Raw genomic sequence first — 20,097 nt, forward strand, 5'->3', positions numbered from 1 at the left:
TCGGTACTATTTTGAAAATTGTACAAAACCGACATTCTAAGGCAGAATAGGCGGAACAGTCTTGATGAGGTTATTGGTTAATTTCCCGGTATTGTTTAAGTATTCTTTTGGAGTGATTCCGGTGTGTTTTTTGAATTCCTTTATCAGATGAGACTGATCCGAAAAACCGGCTTTGTAGCTAATGTTTGTGAGATTTATATCGACAGACTTCTCTTTTAGTAGTTTTAAGAAATAATGCAGTTTGATAATATTTCCAAATTTCTTCGGATTTAATCCGATGCACTCCTTGAACTTTCTTTCCAGATGACGTTCCGTATAACCTGTAAATTTAGCCAGTTGGTTTACATTAAAACTCCCTTTATGTGCGGTAATAAAACGAAGCGAACTTTCAATAATTAATTGGTAAGAAGCTGTTTTGTTGGAAATATAAGTGCCGAAAAAATGATTGAGAAGTTCAACTTTCTCTGAGATCGTGTAATTTTCACATAGCTGCTCCTGAAGAATTAAACCGTCTCTGTTAAAAATAGTATCAATAGAAACAATAGAGTCGAGAAATTCATAAGCCGGAATGCCCAACAATTGATGAATCCCGTTAGGTTGGAAAACAACAATTATAAGAGTAATTTCCTGGTTGGAATAAATGTCTTTAAATCCCGTAAGTTGTCCATACAAAAAAGAATCCGGTAAGAAGCTCTGAATTTCCTGATGGTTTAGATCAGAGGTAAGATTGCCTTTTAAAGAAAACACAATACCGGTATTACCATCCGAAAACAGACGAAGCTTTTGTTCGGATACTTCTTTGGTATCTAAAAAAGATAATGTTTAATGTAAGGTGATAATTCTACTGATGGTGAAATCTGCATTATTTAAAAGATTATGGACTGCAGTCAATTGTTGTTGCTTCTTCAAAACTCAATTGTATGAGATCATTTTTGATTTGTGAAGAATAACTTCTGATAAAATTAAGGATATTTTTCCAATTAAGATTTTAAATATTAGTTCTGTAAAGCTACTCTCACCACTGGTAAAATACGTTCTGTAAATAAAGTATAAGCTTTGGCAGAAGGATGTAAGCCATCTGCGGCCACCAAATCAGGATTATCAAGACCTTTACGGGAAATGTCGGTTATCGAAACAAAAACAATATTATTGAGTTTGCAGTAGCTTTCGGCAAAGGAATTGTATTGATTGATTTCGCTTGAAATTCTTTCGCCTTCTCCCTCCATTTGTATTTTGCCAAAAGGAGTATAAGCATAATCAGGGATAGAGATAACAATTACCCTTTTTTTATTCCCTTTTGCTAAAACAATTGCTTTTTCTACGAGTTCCGGAAACTCTTTCTCATAGATCGAAAAGCTTTTTCCCTGATACTGATTGTTTACCCCGATAAGAAGTGTGACTAAATCATAGTTAGGATCCGGATTTTGGGTGTTTATTGCCGAAATTAAATTAGTGGTAGTCCATCCGGTGGTCGCAATAATCTTTAAAGAAAAGCTGGCTTGCGGATAAATTGCGGTTAAACTCGATTTTAACTGTTCAGGAAATCCGCACGTTTCGCATACGCTTTGTCCGATGGTGTAGCTGTCTCCTAAAGCCAAATATTTTATGGAACCCAAAAGAGGTTTAATTGGAAAAGTAGATATTTCCGAAGTGTTTTCGTCAGAACTACAGCTTAGCAGGAATATAGAGAGGATAACAATAACTATTTGTTTGAAATGCAGTTTCATAATTTTGACAAATTAATTTTCGGTTCATTTTAAACAAATAGTTACGTTAAATAACTTGTTTCGGTTTTTAGACCATTTCAGTCTTCATCAGAATTTCTTCTTCAATAGCATTCCAAAGTCCGATACGTTTTTCTAATGCCAAAATCGAAATTTCTTCCACTTCTTTCCATTTCTGAGCATCATCTTCACACAAATCAGTGATCATTTGCATCGCCATTGGTCCGTGTTCATCGGCATCCAATTCGATATGTCTTTCAAAATAGTATAAAAGTTTACTTAGATCCGTTTCAGGAAGATTCTTCTGGAAGTTTTTCAGGATTGCGGTAAACATACTCGGAATCAAATCTTCTCTTCCGAAAGTAAATGCTGCAGCAATTTGATGAGGCTTTCCTTCTTCAATTACTCTAAAAGTAAAGTCCAGGAAAGCTTTTGTATCAGGATGCAAGGAACTTTGTTTTATGGCAACAAAAATATTATGCAAGGAGTTTACTTCGGCTAAAAAGTTGTTGATTCCGCTTGTATCGGCACCACAATCTTCCATAGCTTCAATATACATTTCATAGTGACTTTGTCTTTTTCCATCAATACTTAAATCGGTTTCTTCTGCCAAAACGATTTCATTGATTAAGTATCTTGTTTCAGGATTTTTTGTCGCGAACCAAGGAGTAGAAGTACAGGTAAGCTTAGATTGTAATGCTTTTAATAAGGACATAAAATCCCAAACAGCGAAAACATGAGTTTCTAAAAAACGATGTAAGTCATCGATATTTTGGATTTTATTGTATAATGAGTGTTGTAGAAGTTGATCTTTTTGGGGTTGAATGCTATTGTTTATAGTTTCAATATTCATTTTCGAATTTTTTATGCAAATATAAAAAGCTTCCCGTTAAGAAGAAGCTTTTTGTATTGGTTTTGTATATATTTTAATAAATATTCATTATTTAAATGCTGGAATTCCAGTTACATCCATACCCGTTATTAGTAAATGAATGTCGTGAGTTCCTTCATAAGTAATAACACTTTCGAGATTCATCATGTGACGCATGATCGAATATTCGCCTGTAATACCCATTCCGCCCAGCATTTGTCTGGCTTCACGTGCGATATGTATGGCCATATCGACATTGTTGCGTTTTGCCATTGAGATTTGCGTGGTTGTAGCTCTTCCTTCGTTGCGTAAAACACCCAGGCGCCAGGTTAATAACTGTGCTTTTGTGATTTCGGTAATCATTTCGGCTAATTTTTTCTGTTGCAATTGTGTTCCTCCAATAGGTTTCCCAAATTGAATTCTTTCTTTAGAATAACGTAAAGCAGTATCGTAGCAATCCATTGCAGCTCCAATAGCTCCCCAGGCAATTCCGTATCGTGCTGAATCTAAGCATCCAAGAGGTGCACCAAGACCGGATTTGTTAGGTAATAAGTTTTCTTTAGGAACCTTTACATTATCGAAGATTAATTCTCCGGTTGAAGAGGCACGCAAAGACCATTTATTATGTGTCTCAGGAGTTGTAAAGCCTTCCATTCCGCGTTCAACGATCAAACCGTGAATTCTTCCTTCCTCATTTTTTGCCCAAACAATTGCGATATCGGCAAAAGGAGCGTTAGAAATCCACATTTTGGCACCATTTAAAAGATAATGATCTCCCATATCTTTAAAATTAGTGATCATGCTTCCGGGGTCAGAACCGTGATCAGGTTCAGTCAAACCGAAGCATCCCATGAATTCTCCTGTAGCCAGTTTGGGTAAATATTTCATTCGCTGTTCTTCGTTTCCATATTTCCAGATCGGATACATTACCAGGGAAGACTGAACGGATGAAGTCGATCGAACACCGGAATCTCCGCGTTCTATCTCCTGCATGATTAAACCGTAAGAAATCTGATCCAGACCCGCACCTCCGTATTCTACCGGAATATACGGTCCGAAACCACCGATTTCGCCGAGTCCTTTTATAATTTGTGTAGGGAATGCTGCTTTTTGAGCATATTCTTCTATAATTGGGGAAACTTCTCTCTTGACCCAGGCTCGTGCCGATTCTCGAACTAGTTTGTGTTCGTCTGTCAATAAGTCATCTAAGTTATAGTAATCTGGTGCTTGAAATAGGTCTGGTTTCATTTTTGATAGTTTTATAATACAAATCTACGTAATAAAAATATAACAAAATACGGTTAAATTGTTATATTTTTATAAATAGCAAAGAAGGAAAATAGTATAAACACGAATTAATTTTAGTTTATTGTGAATTTATAAGCTATTTTTGAGATTCAAAAAACGAATTGAATGAGGCTGATCATCTCTTTTATACTCTTTTTTGTTGTAAATGCCGCTGTTTCTCAGGAGAAAAAGGATTTTACGGAACAAGAGTACTTAATATTACAAGACAAAATTCGACTAACGGCAAATGCTAATGTTGACAGTTCGATCGTATATGCTAATCAGCTGGCAAGATCTAATAACAATAAACATCTGGCTTTTGCAAATGCTGCATTGTCTTATTTGATTCAGTTAAAAGGAAATGCAGTAAAATCTAAGGAAAAATACCAGTTAGCCTTAAATTACTTAGATAAAATGCCGGATGATAAAGAAAAAACTCAACTTCGGTCTTATTTGTATAATTATGCCGGATTATCAGAATGGAAAAGAGAGAATTACAGTGATGCGATCGAAAATTACCAACAAGGAATAAAACTCTCTATAAAGATTGGGGATATTATTCAAATTGTTAAGTTTAAGAGTAATATCGCGGCTATAAATGTTGCTGTAGGTAATTATCGATTAGCGATTAAGGATTTGCGGAGTCTCAATGATTTTGTGGATAAAAACCAGAGTGTTTATACCAAGCAGCAGTATCTTAATAATAAGAGTAACATCAATCTTAGTCTGGCAGGATCATATGAAAGCTTTTATATGAAAGACCCCAAAAAGAAGGTTTTGCTTGACTCTGCGGAGTATTTTTACCAAAAAACCATTAGTTATTCTCAAAATTTTCCGGACAATAAGATTGTAGCGAAATTAAGTTTAGGGAATATTTATGGTGAGCTGAAAGAATATAAAAATGCCGAAAAAACGTATTACGACATCATCTTTCTGGCCAATCAAAATAATATGCAGGAAATCTTATGTACTACTAATTATAATTTAGGAGACTTGTATTATAATACCAAGAAGTATGATAAGGCATTAGTGTTTTTTAAAAATCAGATTCGATTGGCGAGCTAACTAAAACCAATCAGGTAGATCATCTGAAGTCAAATTATTATCAGGCAAAGATTTACAACATACTAAAAGAACCAGAACTAGCTTATAAACATTCAAAAATTTATCTTGACAATTACGAAAAATCAGAATCAAAATTAAATGATGAGATTCTGGAGGTAAATTATAAACTTGGAGTAGGAGATTTGACCAGTGAGATGGTTACCATTCAGGAGAAGTATAAATACGACGTTTTTCTGAATAAAGCGCTGAAAGTATTTTATGTTGTTATATTTATAGGTATCGTGTTCTTGCTGATAAAAAACATACGGGATAAAAATAAAGCACATAAAAAATGAATGCTTTAATAGAAGAGTTTAAAGCTAATTTAGAGAAGAAAAACGACCCTGAACCAGAGATTGCTGTTCTGGAGTCTGAGGAGTTACAACTTAAGAAAGAGAATGTCAATTTAAGTATTGATGAGGCAAAAGAGAATAAAATAGTAGAAAAATTGCTGGCTTTAGAAAGTAAACAGGAATTTTTGCATGCCGATTTTACCTTGCCTTATGTGGCTAAGAAGATAAAAACAAATACAACCTATTTGTCTTATGTGGTAAACAAACGATTCGGTAAGTCTTTTGGTGAATATTCGAATGAGTTGAAAATTAATTATGTTATTAATGAAATGATCACGAACCATATGTATCGTAAATATTCAACTCAGGCGATAGCAGAAAGTGTAGGTTTCAAAAATGCAGTGTCTTTTGCTAAATCATTTCGCAAAAGAACTGGAGTGTCTCCAGCTCAGTTTGCGAATAATATTTAAAAAGTTTCTTAGATTTTTATTAAGGAATTTCGTCAGTGCTTCCTTTACCATTCCCTCTGGAAGGGTCACCGTCACCTCCGAAAATTGTTTGTTGCTCTTTTCTTGATAATTTTTCGTTTCCAAAATCTTCGAATTTTATTTTTTAGTTTTCATTGTTATAGGTTTATTAGTTGTGTAGATCCGTTGCCATTTCCTCTATTACTATCGTTGTCACCTCCACGAACCGTTTTTTGTTCTTTTTTGAAAGTGTATTGCTTGTAAAATCTTCGAAATTTAATTTTTTATTTTCCATTTTTAGTAGATCTTTAATGATTAATTAGATCCCTTTCCATTTCCTCTACTTGGATCACCGGTAATTGTATCGATGGAGTATTAGAATCGTCACCTCCACGAACCGTTTTTTGTTCTTTTTTTGAAAGTGTATTGCTTTTGAAATTTTCGAAGTTTAATTTTTTATTTTTCATGATTTGATTTTTTTTAAATGATTAATTAGATCCTTTTCCATTTCCTCTACTTGGATCACCAGTAATTGTCTCGATAGGAGTAGTAGGATCGTCACCTCCACGAACCGTTTTTTGTTCTTTTTTGAAAGTGTATTGCTTTTGAAATTTTCGAAGTTTAATTTTTTATTTTTCATGATTTGATTTTTTTAAATGATTAATTAGACCCTTTTCCATTCCCTCTACTTGGGTCACCTGGAATATTAGATTCGTCTCCTCCCTGAACCGTTTTTTGTTCTTTTTTTGACAGTTTTTCAGATTGAAAATCTTCGAATTTTTGTGCTCGATTTGTCATGTTTGTTTGTATTAGGATTATTGATATATCAAAACTATGCAAAAAGGAAAACGCTTAATCGAGAATGGGTTTTTGGGTTTTTTGATAAATCATTTTAAGGACAAAATACTGATAATCAATAAATTATGGTTTTATTCAGACTGATATAATTTATAAATTGTATGTAGTATAATTAATAAAATGTGTACTACTAGCGTTTTTTTCTCAACAAAAACAACAATCTTTGCAGTGTAATTATGATTTTAAAGACTCGAAAAGATGTTAAAGCTTGTCCAAAAATTTCTACAAATAAACAAGTACTCGGAGATTAAAAATGAGTTTAAAGATTTGTTCCTTTCTCATCCAAATTATCCTAGTTTGTTTGCGATAACAGATTCTCTGGATTTACTGTCTGTAGAGAATGCTGCGATAAGAGTTCCGAAAGAGCAAATAGTAGATTTGCCTTCAAATTTTTTGGCTTATTTCAAAGAGGAGTTAATATTAGTGGAAAAGGCAAAGAATTTTGTTCGAATCAATACGATGAAAAAAGGAAGTCAGAAAATGGCTTATGAAAAGTTTTTATTAGACTGGAATGGAGTTATAGTTGCAATTGAACCAAACAATGTTATAGCAAGAGAGAGAATAAAAGTTGAATTCAGCTGGTTGAAATACGGTTTGCCGCTTTTGTTGGTAGTTGGATTGTCATTTTTTACAATACATACAATTTATTTAGCCTGGTTTTTTTAACAACATCAATTTTAGGATTCATTGTAAGTGTTTTCATTGTTCAGGAAAAACTGGGATTTAAGAATAGTATCATTTCAAAACTTTGCAATTTTAGTTCTAACTCTTCCTGTAGCTCTGTAATCAATAATAAAGAAGGTAATGAAAGCAAATGGATTAGCTTTCCGGACTTACCACTAATGTTTTTTGGGGCCAGCTTGATCGCAATTCTGGTAAAACCACAGGAGTCTTCGATTTTCATAGGTTTTTTAAGCTTATTAGCGATACCGGTTATTGTGTCTTCTATTTGGATTCAAAAATTTGAAATTCAAAGATGGTGTGTAATGTGCTTAGTGGTGTCTTCTTTGATTTTTGTGCAAAGTGCTATATGGTTTGCGTCAGATTTGTTTACGTTGAGTTTTAGTTTTGCCGAAATTTTTCCATTCTTGTTCTCATTGGCACTTCTTGTTCCTATTTGGGCAGTTTTGAAAACAATTATAAAAAACATCTTAGGGACTGAAAGCTCACTTAAAGAGATGAAAAAGTTTAAAAGAAATTACTCTTTATTGAACTTCTTGTCTAAAAAAGTGCCTCATATAAATGGACTTGATGATCTAAGAGGATTGCATTTTGGAAATAGAAATGCGGCCGTTAAGTTATCAGTAATCATCAGCCCTAGTTGTGGACATTGTCATAAAACATTTCAGGAGGCGTTTGATTTAGTATTGAGATTTCCGGATAAGATACACTTGAACGTGTTGTTTAATGTAAATCCTGAGAATGCCGAAAACCCATATAAAGTAGTAGTTGAAAGACTTTTAACAATAAACAGATCTACACCGGGAAAAACAGTTGAGGCTATTTCAGACTGGCATATTAAAAATATGAGTCTTAAGAAATGGTTGAAAAAATGGACTGTTGATTCTGTAAGTATGATGATAACACAGGAAATAAACAAGCAATATGAATGGTGTTCTAAAAACGATTTTAATTACACACCTGTTAAGATTGTAAATGATAAAATTTTTCCGGCAGAATATGAATTAGGAGAGTTAAAATACTTTTTAAATGATTATATCGAAGAGAAAGAAGAGGTTGTTTTAGAAAAAACAGCATAATATCTGAAAATAGTTACAACAGACAGAAGCTTCAACTGTCTTAAAATGATTGAAGTATGAGTCCAAAAAACAAAAGCCTTTAGTTATGTTAAAAATCATTTTAAACTTAGAAGGTGCTCAAGAGCTAAGTGCGTTCGAGCAAAAAAGCATGGTAGGAGGACAGCCAATTAATCCGCCGAAAAGATGTTGCGTTTGTCCGGGTAGAGGTTCGTCTACTCTTGTAACGTGTGATTCGATTTGTTCGAATGGTACAATACCGGCAGTGCTTGAGGATTGTTTGTAGTCTTACTCTAATGAGGAGCATTTAATATAAGAAGAAGGCTAAATAAATCTTCGCATTTAAAGAATGTTTCGAAATTGAAGTATATAAGACAAGGTAAAATGACTTTGGTCGTTTTTGATATTAATTTTTTAGCGTTTTAATAGAAGTACAAAATAGCCTTTTTTAGAATTTAGTCATGTTTTTTTAATTTGTAGGCGCTCGATCGTGGAACATTGAGCAAATTTCCCACATTGATGATTGGTGTAGGGATTCTTAGGAAATTGGTCACTGAGTTGATTTTAATTGGTTAGGGTTAACCAGTGCCATGTCCTAAAGAAATTGTATTTCTAATAGATATGTTTTTAAATACTCTAACAGAGAAGATTTGTTTCTTCTCTGTTTTTTTTTGGATTAATCCGTCGCTTCGTAATGAACTTAATGAAATCATTTATATGGTTTGATTGTTAGAGTGGTAAAGAGTAGAAATAAGGTCTTTAGATGGTTTAGTATTGTGGTTAGTAGTCTTAAATGTGATCTGAAAAATTCTTGTAAAATCCTTTTTTTAGGATCATTGTTGTTTTTTAACTATAAATCAGAAGGAAAAACAAATAATTGCGATTTTTTGGCGGATAAATATTATATTTTTGTAAGGCAGATAATGGTAAGATTGTTTGTGCATAAATGATTAACCCTAAATTAAATTGAAAAAATTCACCAATTATAAACAGGCCGATTATAAAGATTGTGGGCCGACGTGTTTAAAAATAATAGCGAAACATTACGGCAAAACGATTAACATTCAGGAGTTGAGAGACATCAGTGAAACAACTCGTGAAGGAAGTAATTTGCTTTTTTTGAGTGATGCGGCCGAGAAAATTGGTTTTAGAACTTTAGGTGTAAAATTAAATCTCGAACGATTAGAAGAAGCACCGCTTCCTTGTGTTTTACATTGGAACAAAAATCATTATGTAGTACTTTACAAAATTAAAAGAAATACCTACTATATTTCGGATCCTGCTTTTGGTTTGATCGAATACAATAAAGAAGATTTTATTAAATTCTGGATCGGAAACAATGCGGATGAATCTACTCAGGAAGGAATAGCATTATTGATTGAAGCGACTCCTAAATTCTTTCAATCTGATTTTGATAAAGAAGACAATCACGGACTCGGATTTGGATTGTTGGCACAATACGTGCTTCGGTACAGGTCGTTTCTAATACAATTAAGTATAGGATTACTGGCCAGTAGTTTATTGCAGCTTATTTTTCCGTTTTTAACCCAAAGTATTGTCGATGTCGGGATTCAAAACCAGAACATTCATTTTATTTACCTGATTCTTTTTGCTCAATTGTTCCTTTTTGCCGGAAGGACAGGTTTGGAACTTATCAGAAGCTGGATTTTGTTACATCTTTCTACCCGAATCAACATTTCTCTTATTTCGGATTTCTTTATTAAACTAATGAATCTGCCCATTTCATTTTTCGATGTACGAATGACTGGTGACATCATGCAGCGTATTAATGACCATCGCAGAATTGAACGAATTTTGACAACATCATCATTGAATGTCTTATTTTCTGTGATCAATATGTTTGTGATGGGAGGTGTTTTAGCTTACTTTAATCTGAAGATTTTTCTAGTGTTTTTTGCGGGCAGTTTGCTTTATTTTGGATGGATTACTTTGTTCTTAAAAAGAAGAGAAGTACTCGATTACAAGCGTTTCGCAGAGGTTTCCAGTGAGCAAAACAAAGTGATGGAGCTTATCAACGGAATGCAGGAAATAAAGCTTCACAACGCCGAAAAACAAAAACGCTGGGGATGGGAATACATACAGGCAAGGCTTTTTAGAGTTTCAATAAAGGGGCTGGTTTTAGAGCAAACACAAACTATAGGTTCTTCTGTAATCAATGAATTAAAAAATATCTTTATTATATTCCTATCGGCAAAATTAGTAATTGATGGTTCTATTACACTGGGGATGATGCTGGCAATTAGTTCGATAGTAGGGAGTTTAAACGGGCCAATTACACAGCTTATAGAATTCGTCAGGGAGCTTCAGGATGCGAAGATATCATTGGCCAGATTATCTGAAATTCATGAGAAAGAAGACGAAACGCAGCAAGAAGTCTATCAGACGAGTGATGTTCCTTTTGATTCAGATATTGATATTAATAACCTTTCCTATCGCTATTTAGGTTCTGATATTCCTGTTCTGGAAGATCTGACACTGAAAATCCCGGCCAATAAAGTAACAGCAATAGTAGGAGTCAGCGGAAGCGGTAAAACAACTTTAATGAAGCTTCTATTAAAATTCTATGAACCTGAAAAAGGGGAGATAACCATCGGAAATGCGCAATTGAAAAATATTTCGCAAAAAGCATGGAGATCCAATATCGGAGCTGTTATGCAGGAAGGGTTTATTTTTAGTGATACCATTGCGAACAATATTGCAATTGGTGTCGATAAAGTAGATAAAGAACGTTTGGTTTATGCTGCTGATGTAGCTAACATAAAAGAATACATTTCAGGTTTACCGTTAGGATACAATACAAAAATTGGCGCCGAAGGACTTGGGATGAGTACTGGACAAAAGCAACGTTTGTTAATAGCAAGAGCAGTATATAAAAACCCGGAAGTTTTGTTTTTTGATGAAGCTACATCGGCATTGGACGCGAATAATGAAAAAGAAATAATGCAAAAACTGGATATTTTCTTCAAAGATAAAACAGTTGTGGTTATTGCCCATCGCTTAAGTACTGTGATGAATGCAGATCAAATTGTGGTTTTAGATAAAGGAAAAATTATCGAAATTGGCAGTCATTCTGTTTTGGTAGAGCAAAAAGGAAATTATTTTGAACTGGTTAAGAATCAATTACAATTAGGAAATTAAAACATGGCAGAAGATACTACATTTGAACTAAGAAGTGAAGAAGTTCAGGACATTCTCACTAAGGTACCACATTGGATGATTCGTTGGGGAACCGTTTTGATATTCGTTATTATTACGATGCTTTTTTTCGTGTCCTGGTTTATCAAATATCCTGACGTTGTTGCTACTCAAATTGTAATTACAACCAATATTCCCCCGGAGAAGATCGTTTCGAAATCATCGGGTCGTATTGAGGCAATTTTAGTAAAAGACAAATCGATTGTTTCAAAAAACAGCACACTTGCTGTTATTGAAAATACCGCTAATTATAAAGACGTTTTTTTGTTGAAAAAAATCGTTGACGAATATAATATCAATGATTCCAGAAAAGCTTTTCCTTTCGAACTGTTGCGAAATACTCAGTTAGGAGAGATTGAAAGTGCTTTTGCTGTTTTTCAAAAAGACTATCAGGCAGAACAACTAAATAAAAATTTGCAGCCTTTTGAAGTAGAAAACCGGGCACAGGTTTCTGAAAAAGTTCAGATTAAAGACCGATTGGAAATTTTGCAGCAGCAAAAAGTGATTAATGAAAGTGAATTGCAGCTTCAGAAAAATGAAATGGCGAGATTTGAAACCTTATTCAATAAAGGAATCATTTCTGCCCAGGAAATGGAAGCTAAAAAACTGGGATATCTCCAGGCGCAAAAAAATTATAAAACCCTTTTGTCTTCCATTTCTCAGTTAAAGTCGGCTTTGATTACTAATACTAAATTAAGCCAGAACTCGCAAATCAGTGGGACTAAAGAAGAAGTTACTTTAGGAAGAAATATGGCGCAGTCTTTTTATCAGCTTAAAAAAGTAATAAAAGACTGGGAGCTGGCCTATGCTTTAAAATCATCGGTGAGTGGGGTGGTTACTTTTTTGCAGGTTTGGACAGAGAATCAAACGATCAATACTGGGGATAACGTCTTCTCGATTATACCGGATACCAAAAATGGTTTTGTAGGTAAGGTAAAAGCACCGGCATTGAATTCAGGGAAAATAAAAGTAGGTCAGATGGTGAACATCAGATTAGCGAATTTTCCCGACAGAGAATTTGGAGTGTTAAAAGGAAAGATCCAAAATATTTCTTTAGTTCCGGATAAAGATGGGAATTTATTATTGGATGTAGCGCTTCCCAACGGATTGGAAACGTCCTATAAAAAGCAAATCGTTTTTCAGCAGGAAATGAAAGGAAGTGCCGAGATTGTGACCGAAGATTTACGTTTAATCGAGAGAATTTTATATCAGTTCAAAAGCCTTTTTGAGCATGTTTAAAATTTTAAATAAAAATCTTTAGTAAGCTCGATATACTCAGAGGTATAAACGTGTCGGTCAATTTCTATTGTTAATTCATCAACTTCAGGTTGTGCGGTTTGGTTACGGCTAAAAGCCAAAAGGCTACGCTTTACAACAGCTGTTGGAGTACCTTTTACCCGCGTAATTTTGACAGGGTATAATTCGGATTCTTTGGCTAAGGCAATAAATTTTCTTCTTCTTTAAAAGGAAGAATTATGGCAAGTATTCCATTTTCAGATAAAAGTAAATCAGCCGCTTCAACTAATTCTTCAAAAGGCATTGCGTCTTGAAAGCGTGCTAAATCACGTTGTTCGTTTTCGCTTTTATAATCTTCAGCATAAAAGGGGGATTCGAAACAATCAGATCATATTCGTCTTCCGGTTCTTCTATAAATTCATCCAAACCTGCATGAAAACAAAATAGACGGTCTCCCCAAGGCGAGTTTTCAAAATTTTCTACGGCTTCTTCATAAGCATCTTCGTCAATTTCAAGCGCGTCAATTTGCTCTGCATTTGTTCTTTGTGCCAGCATTAAAGCAATAATCCCGGTTCCGGCGCCAATGTCTAAAACACTAAATGGATTATGATTTATAGGTGCCCAAGCGCCCAGTAAAACACCATCAGTGCCAACTTTCATAGCGGTTTTGTCTTGTAGAACTGAAAATTGTTTGAATGTAAACATATAGGGAAATTCCAATTTTTTAAATTCCAAATTCCAACTTGATAGAAGAGAGTTTCAAAGGAGAAGATCCAAATTCTAATTTTAGTTGTTTGTTGGGGGCTTATTTTACGATGCAAAAATAAGATTAAAATCCGAATTAATTATTTTGATGTTTTAGTGATTATTGCCGATAAAATCTTTCGCAATTCGTCTATTTCAAATAATAAAGAATCTGAAGCTATTCTCTGATCAGGATTTAATTCGTGTAGTAATCTCAGCCAATATTTAGATTCTTTGGCTTCTTTTCTGGCGATTTTAAGTCTGAATAATAAATCTTTGTCTCCTAGTTTTTCGTTTGCTTCAATATAATTAGCGCCAACAGAACCAGATGACCTTATGAGTTGTTTGCCGTCTTCAATATTTGATATTGTTTTTGGCAGACTTCTAATATAATTTCTGCATTCTTTTGCAAACAAAAAAGTTCTCTCTTCTAGATCGTACGGTTTACCCATGATATGATTTTCCTTTTTTTATTTCAAACTCCAATGGTTAGGGTTTAAAAGTAATAAAAGACAATTAAAAAGCGAGTTTTTTCTTTCAAAAAATACTGATAATTCCCTTCTGTCAAGTTGGAATTTGGAATTTAAAAAAATTTGGAATTTCTAAACTTAAAGGTACATCTCCACTAAACCTTCAGGAAGATTCATGATAACCTTTTTGTTTTCACGGTCTATTTTTACAAGGAATTGATCGATCATCGGAATTAACATTTCGACTTCGCCATTTAAAACTTCAAAAAGAGGTTGCGCCGTCGTATCGTTTACGGCAGCGATTTTTCCAAAAACACCTAAGCGCTGGTCTTCGATTTCAAAACCGATTACTTCGTGGAAATAAAATTTGTTGCCGGAAAGTTTTGGCAACATTGTTAAAGGAAGATAAATGGCATTGCCAACAAGGGCATCTGCATCTTCTTCTGTGTTTACATCTTCAAAACGAATTCTTAGAAAGTCGTTTTTGTGCAAAGAACTTGTTTCAATAAAAAAAGGAACCAAGTGTTTGTTGCATTCAACAAACACTGATTCCAGATTTTCGTATAACTCAGGTTCGTCCGTGTCTAAATAAGCCAGAACTTCACCTTTGAAACTAAATTTTTTAGCGATTTTACCTAAATAAAAACATTCTTCTTTACGCATTCTCGCCAGCTAAAATTATGCTTCAGTTGTTTCGTTATTCTCTTCAGTAGCAGTTTCTTCAGTTGAAGCTTCAACTTCAGCAACTTCTTCTGTAGCCTCAGCAGCAGTAGCAGCAGCAATTGCGTCAGCTTCAGCTTGAGCAGCAGCAGCTAAACGTTTAGCGTTAACTTCTTGTTCTGCTTTTAAAGCTTTAGCTTTAACATCAGCTTGCGCTTTTGATAAACCATCTTTTTAGCATCAACTTTTCCAGCTTTAGCTTCTAACCAAGCAGCTAATTTAGCGTCAGCTTGCTCTTGAGTTAAAGCTCCTTTACGGATACCTCCATCAAGGTGGTGTTTCAATAAAGCACCTTTGTAAGAAAGAATTGCTCTAGCAGTATCAGTTGGTTGAGCACCATTGTGTAACCATTTAACTGCACTATCAAGGTTTAAGTCGATAGTTGCCGGGTTTGTGTTTGGATTGTAAGTACCGATTTTCTCTAAGTATTTACCATCTCTTTTTGAGCGTGCATCTGCAGCTACAACCCAGTAAAAAGGTTTTCCTTTTTTACCGTGTCTTTGTAATCTAATTTTTACTGACATAATCGTATGATTAAATTTTGAGGTACTCGACCCCTGTTAATTAAGGGCGCAAAGATATAATTTTTTATGAATTATACGTTCGAAATCATATTAAATGTATTTCAGGTGTATTTCTGAGGCATTTATGTCCTTTTTAACTTCATTTTTTAAATAATTATCTTAATTGAGGTTATTTTTGCCTCAAATTTACTGTGATATGAAAAAAATAATTTCTTTAGTATTACTGCTTTTTATTGTTTCTGCTTGTTCTGAAGATATAAAATTCAATAATCCGGCCTTCCAAAGCTTAAAGGAAAATGTGTTTTGGCGTGCTGTAAACTATAATGCTTCCAGTGTTACGAACAGCGGTTTTGTTATTGTGGGTGATCTTGGATTTGAAAAAGTAATTTTAAAAGTTCCGGAGCCAACAGCACAAACCTACATTCTGGGGCGTGACAATGTAACGACGGCAACTTACTTAAATACACAATCGTCGCCGCCATCCCGGTTTTCTACAGGTGTAAATAAAGGGGATGGGCAAATTGTGATTACCGAATATAATGCCGAGAACAAAACGATCTCAGGGACATTTAAGTTTACTGCTTTGAATGAGGATGAAAAGGATCTCGAAAAACCAAAAATTAGTTTTACTGAAGGTGTTTTTTACAAAATTCCAATTTCGGCAACATTTGAAAATTAGAGTTTTAATTTGCGATGGTTTGGTTTTATTGATATCTGTTTTTTTAAATCAAAATAAAAACATAAATAAACTAATATATAGTAGATTACAGAAAAATAAAGTTACATTTGCTACATTATTATAAATAAGTACATATGAACATTTTTGTTGGAAGCCTTCCATTCAGTATTGAGGAAGCAGATTTAAGAGAGTCTTTCGAGGCTTACGGAGCAGTAGATTCAGTTAAAATTATTACTGATAAATTTACTGGAAGAAGCAAAGGATTTGGTTTCGTTGAGATGCCAAACGACAGCGAGGCTCAAAAGCAATTGATGAATTGAACGGAGCTACTGTTCAAGGTCGTACAATTGTTGTTAATAAATCTGAACCAAAACCTGAAGGTGAAAGAAGAAGCTTCAATAACAACCGTGGAGGTGATTCTCGCGGAGGTTACGGAAACAACCGTGGTGGAAATGACCGTGGTGGTAACAGAGGAGGATATTAATATTTTTTCTAAATATATAAAAGGGATCAACTTGCGTTGATCCCTTTTTTTGTTTCACGTTTTTTTTGTTTCAGGTTTCAAGTTTCAGGTTTCAAGTTGTTGGAACGTGAAACTTGAAACCTGAAACTAAAAAAAAACTATAAGTTAGCTACAAGCCAGTCTCCAACTTCAGTGGTTTTATAAGCTTTAGTACCCTTTGGAGCCAGATCTTCGGTAACAATTCCCTGTTCTAAGGATTGGTTTACAACTGCTCTAATGGCTTCGGCCTCGTCTTTTAATCCAAAAGCATCTTCAAACATCATGGCAGCTGATAAAATAGTAGCCAACGGATTTGCGATATTCAATCCTGTAGCTTGTGGGTAAGATCCATGAATTGGTTCGTAAAGAGAAGTGTGTTCTCCAACAGAAGCAGAAGGCATTAATCCCATAGAGCCCGAGATTACAGAAGCTTCATCAGTTAAAATATCTCCAAATAAATTCTCGGTAATTAGAACGTCATAAGAATTAGGCCATTGAACCAATCGCATGGCAACGGCATCTACAAACTCGTAAGATACGGTAACTTCCGGATAGTCTTTTTCCATAGCCTGTACTGTTTCTCTCCATAAACGCGAAGTTTCCAGAACGTTCGCCTTGTCAACACAGCATAATTTTTTGCTGCGGGTCATGGCTAGTTCAAAGCCTTTTTTGCCAGACGTTGTACTTCAGCTCTGGTATAAACACAATTGTCAAATGCTGTGTCGCCATTATCTTTTCTTCCTTTTTCCCCAAAGTAAATCCCTCCTGTCAGTTCTCTTAAGAAAACCAGATCAGTACCTTCGATTCTTTCTCTTTTTAAAGGAGAATTATCAATTAAGGATGGAAAAGTGAAGGTTGGGCGTACATTCGCAAACAATCCTAATTTTTTACGCATGAGTAATAAACCCTGTTCCGGACGTACCGGTGCACTTGGATCATTATCATATTTTGGATGACCGATTGCGCCAAATAAAACAGCATCGGCTTTCATGCATATTTCGTGAGTTTCATCAGGATAAGGAACTCCAACGGCGTCAATTGCACATGCTCCGGTTAAGGCTGGTGTCCATGTTATTTCGTGATTGAATTTTTTTGCAATAGCATCAGATACTTTTACCGCTTCGTTTATTACCTCAGGACCAATTCCGTCTCCTGCTAAAAGGGCTATGTTTAATTTCATTCTATGTGTGTTATTTAAGGTTCAGAGGTTCAGAGAGGCAAAGGTTCAGAGGTATTAGGGTGGAAACTCTATTTTTTAGTCTTTGTACCTTTGTCTCTCTGAATCTTTGTCTCTTATGTTAAGTAACTATATTAAGCATTTTTTGAGTTGCAATAATTGCTGCAACGGTCTGGTCAGAATCTAATCCTCTCGTTTTAAATTCTTTTCCGTTGTTGACCCAGGTGATGATGGTTTCACACAAAGCATCAGAGCTGCTTCCGGGAGGGATTCTTACGGCATAGTCAATTAATTTGGGAAGTGTTAGTTTTTTGTTTTTATAAATTTTGGATAAAGCATTCATAAAAGCGTCAAACTGACCATCACCCTGAGCATTTTCTTCGATAATTTCATCGCCGAATTTTAAGCATAAAGTTGTTGACGGGCGCATTCCTTTTGAGTGAACTAATATATAGGATTCAATTTTTATTCTTTCTTCATAAGTATGGCTGTCCAGAACATCAGAAATAATGTACGGGAGATCTTCTTTGGTTACCGTCTCTTTTTTGTCTCCCAGTTCGATGATTCTTTGTGTGACCAATTTCAAATCTTCCTGATTCAATTTTAAGCCTAATTCCTGAAGATTCTTTTCGATATTAGCTTTTCCTGACGTTTTTCCTAAAGCATATTTTCGTTTTCTTCCAAAGCGTTCCGGAAGTAAATCATTAAAATACAGATTGTTTTTATTGTCTCCGTCGGCATGAATTCCGGCAGTTTGCGTGAAAACATTGTCTCCTACAATCGGTTTGTTGGCAGGGATTCTGTAGCCAGTAAAAGTTTCTACTAGTTTACTTACGGTATACAAAGAAGTTTCCTTAATGTTGATGCTTACTTCAGGCAGGTAATCGTTTATCACGGCCACTGTGCTTTCTAAGGGCGCATTTCCTGCACGTTCTCCCATTCCGTTTACGGTTACATGAAGTCCGTTGATACCGGCTTTTATGGCTTCCATAACATTGGCAACGCTTAGGTCGTAGTCGTTATGAGCATGGAAATCAAAATGAATTTTAGGATATCGGGCTCTGATTTTTGAAATAAACTCAAAAGTCAGGGACGGAATTAGCACACCCAAAGTATCCGGAAGCAAAATTCTTTTAACAGGCTGAGTGGATAGAAAATCCAGAAATTGAAAAACATAGTCAGGAGAATTTCGCATTCCGTTACTCCAGTCTTCCAGGTAAACATTGGTTTCAATATCATTCTCCCGGGCTAAAGTGATGATGTGTGCGATTTCAGAAAAGTGCTGTTCAGGTGTTTTTTTTAATTGATGAGTGAGATGATTTAAGGAGCCTTTGGTTAATAAATTTTGAACTCTTGCACCAGCTTTTTTCATCCATTCTATCGAAACGCCACCGTCTACAAAGGCAAGAACTTCAATACGATTGATGTATTCTTTTTCGGTTGCCCAGGTAGTAATGCCTTTTACGGCCTGAAATTCTCCTTCGCTTACGCGTGCAGAGGCAATTTCGATTCGGTCAATATTTAATTCCTCCAACAGTAATTGTGCAATGGTCAGTTTTTCTGCAGCAGAAAATGATACTCCCGAGGTTTGTTCGCCATCACGGAGTGTCGTATCCATTATTTCAATTTTTCTTTTTTCCATATTGATTTTCCAAATTCCTTTATACAAATAGATTGTTGTTGTGTTGTCTGGTTTTGTTTAAGTTATAAGACCCGACAGATTTTAAAAAAACCTGCCGGGTCTCATAGGACTGAACCTGATTTTTTAATAAGGAAGTTTGTCAGCAAAAGGAACAATGTCTTCTTTAATGTTTTGTAAATAATCAATGTCATCAAAGCCATTAATCATGTTGTTTTTTTTGTATCCGTTAATGGCAAATGATTCCTGCTGGCCTGTCGACAATAAGGTAATCGTTTGATTTGGTAAATTGATTTCCAGTTCTGTTTTAGGATCAGCCTCGATAGCTTTGAAAATGGTTTCGGCAAATTCAGGGCTTACCTGAACCGGAAGAACTCCAATATTTAAACAGTTTCCTTTGAAGATATCTGCAAAGAAGCTTGAAACGACAGCTCTAAAGCCGTAATCGTAAACTGCCCATGCAGCGTGCTCTCTCGAAGATCCTGAGCCGAAATTTTTTCCTCCAACCAGAATTTTTCCACTATAAGTTGAATCGTTTAAAACGAAATCAGTTTTTGGAGTATCGTCTCCGTTGTATCTCCAGTCTCTAAACAAATTGTCTCCAAAACCTTCACGTTTTGTAGCTTTTAGGAAACGAGCCGGAATGATTTGATCGGTGTCTATGTTTTCAATTGGCAGTGGCACCGCACTGCTGGTAAGTATGTTGAATTTATCGTATGCCATTTTTTTCTGCTTTAGGCTGTAGGCAGTAAGCTTTAGGCTTTTCCTACAGTAATTGTTTTTTTATTTGAGGCTTTAAGTGATAAGCTGTAAGCCTTTTTTTAAGGTT

At 35.0% G+C, this 20,097-nt stretch carries 17 protein-coding genes and 5 pseudogenes; 9 read left to right on the forward strand and 13 right to left on the reverse strand.

From position 1 onward, the window contains the following. Nucleotides 1-36 precede the first annotated feature (36 nt). From M4I44_RS05795 to M4I44_RS05810, 4 genes are all read right to left on the reverse strand, one after another. Nucleotides 37-747 (reverse strand): helix-turn-helix domain-containing protein, encoded by a 711-nt coding sequence (locus tag M4I44_RS05795; protein ID WP_249966766.1) that lies wholly within the window; start codon nt 745-747, stop codon nt 37-39. A gap of 248 nt (nt 748-995) precedes the next feature. Next, nucleotides 996-1,727, reverse strand: coding sequence for an SGNH/GDSL hydrolase family protein (locus M4I44_RS05800; RefSeq protein WP_249966767.1), 732 nt, complete (start codon nt 1,725-1,727; stop codon nt 996-998). A gap of 67 nt (nt 1,728-1,794) precedes the next feature. Further along, nucleotides 1,795-2,577, reverse strand: coding sequence for a DUF3050 domain-containing protein (locus M4I44_RS05805; RefSeq protein ID WP_070906072.1), 783 nt, complete (start codon nt 2,575-2,577; stop codon nt 1,795-1,797). A gap of 87 nt (nt 2,578-2,664) precedes the next feature. Then, the gene (locus M4I44_RS05810; protein ID WP_017494656.1) at nt 2,665-3,843 is read right to left on the reverse strand and encodes an acyl-CoA dehydrogenase family protein; all 1,179 of its coding nucleotides are present in this window, start codon (nt 3,841-3,843) and stop codon (nt 2,665-2,667) included. Between the two features lie 165 nt (nt 3,844-4,008). Here M4I44_RS05810 and M4I44_RS05815 point away from each other — a divergent pair, with 165 nt between their 5' ends. Continuing rightward, on the forward strand, nt 4,009-4,947 hold the full coding sequence (locus tag M4I44_RS05815) for a hypothetical protein (RefSeq protein WP_249966768.1): 939 nt from the start codon (nt 4,009-4,011) through the stop codon (nt 4,945-4,947). A gap of 586 nt (nt 4,948-5,533) precedes the next feature. Continuing rightward, on the forward strand, nt 5,534-5,749 hold the full coding sequence (locus M4I44_RS22580) for a helix-turn-helix domain-containing protein (protein WP_371923039.1): 216 nt from the start codon (nt 5,534-5,536) through the stop codon (nt 5,747-5,749). Between the two features lie 305 nt (nt 5,750-6,054). On the opposite strand, the gene M4I44_RS05825 is transcribed toward M4I44_RS22580, so the two are convergent. Then, entirely contained in the window at nt 6,055-6,213 is a 159-nt protein-coding gene (locus tag M4I44_RS05825) for a TIGR04149 family rSAM-modified RiPP (protein WP_249966771.1), read from the reverse strand. A 193-nt stretch (nt 6,214-6,406) separates the two neighbouring features. Further along, nucleotides 6,407-6,544, reverse strand: a complete 138-nt coding sequence (locus M4I44_RS05830; protein WP_089059924.1) for an rSAM-modified peptide — start codon at nt 6,542-6,544, stop codon at nt 6,407-6,409. Between the two features lie 258 nt (nt 6,545-6,802). On the opposite strand from M4I44_RS05830, the gene M4I44_RS05835 reads away from it, so the two are divergent. From M4I44_RS05835 to M4I44_RS05855, 5 genes and pseudogenes are all read left to right on the forward strand, one after another. Continuing rightward, on the forward strand, nt 6,803-7,270 hold the full coding sequence (locus M4I44_RS05835) for a hypothetical protein (RefSeq protein WP_249966772.1): 468 nt from the start codon (nt 6,803-6,805) through the stop codon (nt 7,268-7,270). Nucleotides 7,271-7,320: 50 nt separating this feature from the next. Then, nucleotides 7,321-7,569 (forward strand): annotated as a pseudogene (locus tag M4I44_RS05840) (hypothetical protein); the annotation flags it as partial. Nucleotides 7,570-7,782: 213 nt separating this feature from the next. Further along, nucleotides 7,783-8,364 carry a DsbA family protein gene (locus tag M4I44_RS05845; RefSeq protein WP_249966773.1) on the forward strand — a complete coding sequence of 194 codons (582 nt, stop codon included), beginning with the start codon at nt 7,783-7,785 and terminating at the stop codon, nt 8,362-8,364. Between the two features lie 963 nt (nt 8,365-9,327). Continuing rightward, a complete protein-coding gene (locus tag M4I44_RS05850) occupies nt 9,328-11,520 on the forward strand; it encodes a peptidase domain-containing ABC transporter (RefSeq protein WP_017494664.1) in 2,193 nt (730 codons plus the stop codon). 3 nt (nt 11,521-11,523) lie between these two features. Beyond that, complete coding sequence (locus M4I44_RS05855) at nt 11,524-12,816, forward strand: HlyD family secretion protein (RefSeq protein ID WP_249966774.1); 1,293 nt, start codon at nt 11,524-11,526, stop codon at nt 12,814-12,816. Here the strand turns inward: M4I44_RS05855 and M4I44_RS05860 are convergent. From M4I44_RS05860 to M4I44_RS05875, 4 genes and pseudogenes are all read right to left on the reverse strand, one after another. Further along, nucleotides 12,813-13,518, reverse strand: a pseudogene (locus tag M4I44_RS05860) (tRNA1(Val) (adenine(37)-N6)-methyltransferase). The gene M4I44_RS05855 and the pseudogene M4I44_RS05860 sit on opposite strands and share 4 nt — an antisense overlap. 140 nt (nt 13,519-13,658) lie before the next feature. Further along, entirely contained in the window at nt 13,659-14,009 is a 351-nt protein-coding gene (locus tag M4I44_RS05865) for a four helix bundle protein (protein ID WP_249966775.1), read from the reverse strand. 156 nt (nt 14,010-14,165) lie between these two features. Continuing rightward, the gene (rimM, locus tag M4I44_RS05870; RefSeq protein ID WP_017494668.1) at nt 14,166-14,690 is read right to left on the reverse strand and encodes a ribosome maturation factor RimM; all 525 of its coding nucleotides are present in this window, start codon (nt 14,688-14,690) and stop codon (nt 14,166-14,168) included. 15 nt (nt 14,691-14,705) lie between these two features. Then, nucleotides 14,706-15,271: pseudogene (locus tag M4I44_RS05875) on the reverse strand (30S ribosomal protein S16). Between the two features lie 196 nt (nt 15,272-15,467). Here M4I44_RS05875 and M4I44_RS05880 point away from each other — a divergent pair. Both M4I44_RS05880 and M4I44_RS05885 read left to right on the forward strand, forming a co-directional pair. Then, the gene (locus tag M4I44_RS05880; protein ID WP_249966776.1) at nt 15,468-15,950 is read left to right on the forward strand and encodes a DUF6252 family protein; all 483 of its coding nucleotides are present in this window, start codon (nt 15,468-15,470) and stop codon (nt 15,948-15,950) included. A gap of 134 nt (nt 15,951-16,084) precedes the next feature. Continuing rightward, nucleotides 16,085-16,434, forward strand: a pseudogene (locus tag M4I44_RS05885) (RNA recognition motif domain-containing protein). A 137-nt stretch (nt 16,435-16,571) separates the two neighbouring features. On the opposite strand, the pseudogene leuB reads toward M4I44_RS05885, so the two are convergent. From leuB to leuD, 3 genes and pseudogenes are all read right to left on the reverse strand, one after another. Continuing rightward, nucleotides 16,572-17,632 (reverse strand): annotated as a pseudogene (leuB, locus tag M4I44_RS05890) (3-isopropylmalate dehydrogenase). A gap of 118 nt (nt 17,633-17,750) precedes the next feature. Continuing rightward, on the reverse strand, nt 17,751-19,271 hold the full coding sequence (locus M4I44_RS05895; protein ID WP_249966777.1) for an alpha-isopropylmalate synthase regulatory domain-containing protein: 1,521 nt from the start codon (nt 19,269-19,271) through the stop codon (nt 17,751-17,753). A 123-nt stretch (nt 19,272-19,394) separates the two neighbouring features. Next, complete coding sequence (leuD, locus tag M4I44_RS05900; protein WP_249966778.1) at nt 19,395-19,991, reverse strand: 3-isopropylmalate dehydratase small subunit; 597 nt, start codon at nt 19,989-19,991, stop codon at nt 19,395-19,397. Nucleotides 19,992-20,097 lie beyond the last annotated feature (106 nt).

Origin of the sequence: Flavobacterium sp. B183, from assembly GCF_023539155.1 — a bacterium.
GTDB lineage: Bacteria > Bacteroidota > Bacteroidia > Flavobacteriales > Flavobacteriaceae > Flavobacterium > Flavobacterium tructae.

Bases quoted from the DNA above. Each gene is read 5' to 3' on its own strand.
- M4I44_RS05880 (WP_249966776.1), top strand. From the start codon at position 15,468: ATGAAAAAAATAATTTCTTTAGTATTACTGCTTTTTATTGTTTCTGCT.
- M4I44_RS05855 (WP_249966774.1), top strand. From the start codon at position 11,524: ATGGCAGAAGATACTACATTTGAACTAAGAAGTGAAGAAGTTCAGGAC.
- M4I44_RS05835 (WP_249966772.1), top strand. From the start codon at position 6,803: ATGTTAAAGCTTGTCCAAAAATTTCTACAAATAAACAAGTACTCGGAG.
- M4I44_RS05815 (WP_249966768.1), top strand. From the start codon at position 4,009: ATGAGGCTGATCATCTCTTTTATACTCTTTTTTGTTGTAAATGCCGCT.
- M4I44_RS05825 (WP_249966771.1), bottom strand. From the start codon at position 6,213: ATGAAAAATAAAAAATTAAACTTCGAAAATTTCAAAAGCAATACACTT.
- rimM (WP_017494668.1), bottom strand. From the start codon at position 14,690: ATGCGTAAAGAAGAATGTTTTTATTTAGGTAAAATCGCTAAAAAATTT.
- M4I44_RS05895 (WP_249966777.1), bottom strand. From the start codon at position 19,271: ATGGAAAAAAGAAAAATTGAAATAATGGATACGACACTCCGTGATGGC.
- M4I44_RS05810 (WP_017494656.1), bottom strand. From the start codon at position 3,843: ATGAAACCAGACCTATTTCAAGCACCAGATTACTATAACTTAGATGAC.
- M4I44_RS05845 (WP_249966773.1), top strand. From the start codon at position 7,783: ATGAAAAAGTTTAAAAGAAATTACTCTTTATTGAACTTCTTGTCTAAA.
- M4I44_RS05865 (WP_249966775.1), bottom strand. From the start codon at position 14,009: ATGGGTAAACCGTACGATCTAGAAGAGAGAACTTTTTTGTTTGCAAAA.
- M4I44_RS05805 (WP_070906072.1), bottom strand. From the start codon at position 2,577: ATGAATATTGAAACTATAAACAATAGCATTCAACCCCAAAAAGATCAA.
- leuD (WP_249966778.1), bottom strand. From the start codon at position 19,991: ATGGCATACGATAAATTCAACATACTTACCAGCAGTGCGGTGCCACTG.
- M4I44_RS05800 (WP_249966767.1), bottom strand. From the start codon at position 1,727: ATGAAACTGCATTTCAAACAAATAGTTATTGTTATCCTCTCTATATTC.
- M4I44_RS05830 (WP_089059924.1), bottom strand. From the start codon at position 6,544: ATGACAAATCGAGCACAAAAATTCGAAGATTTTCAATCTGAAAAACTG.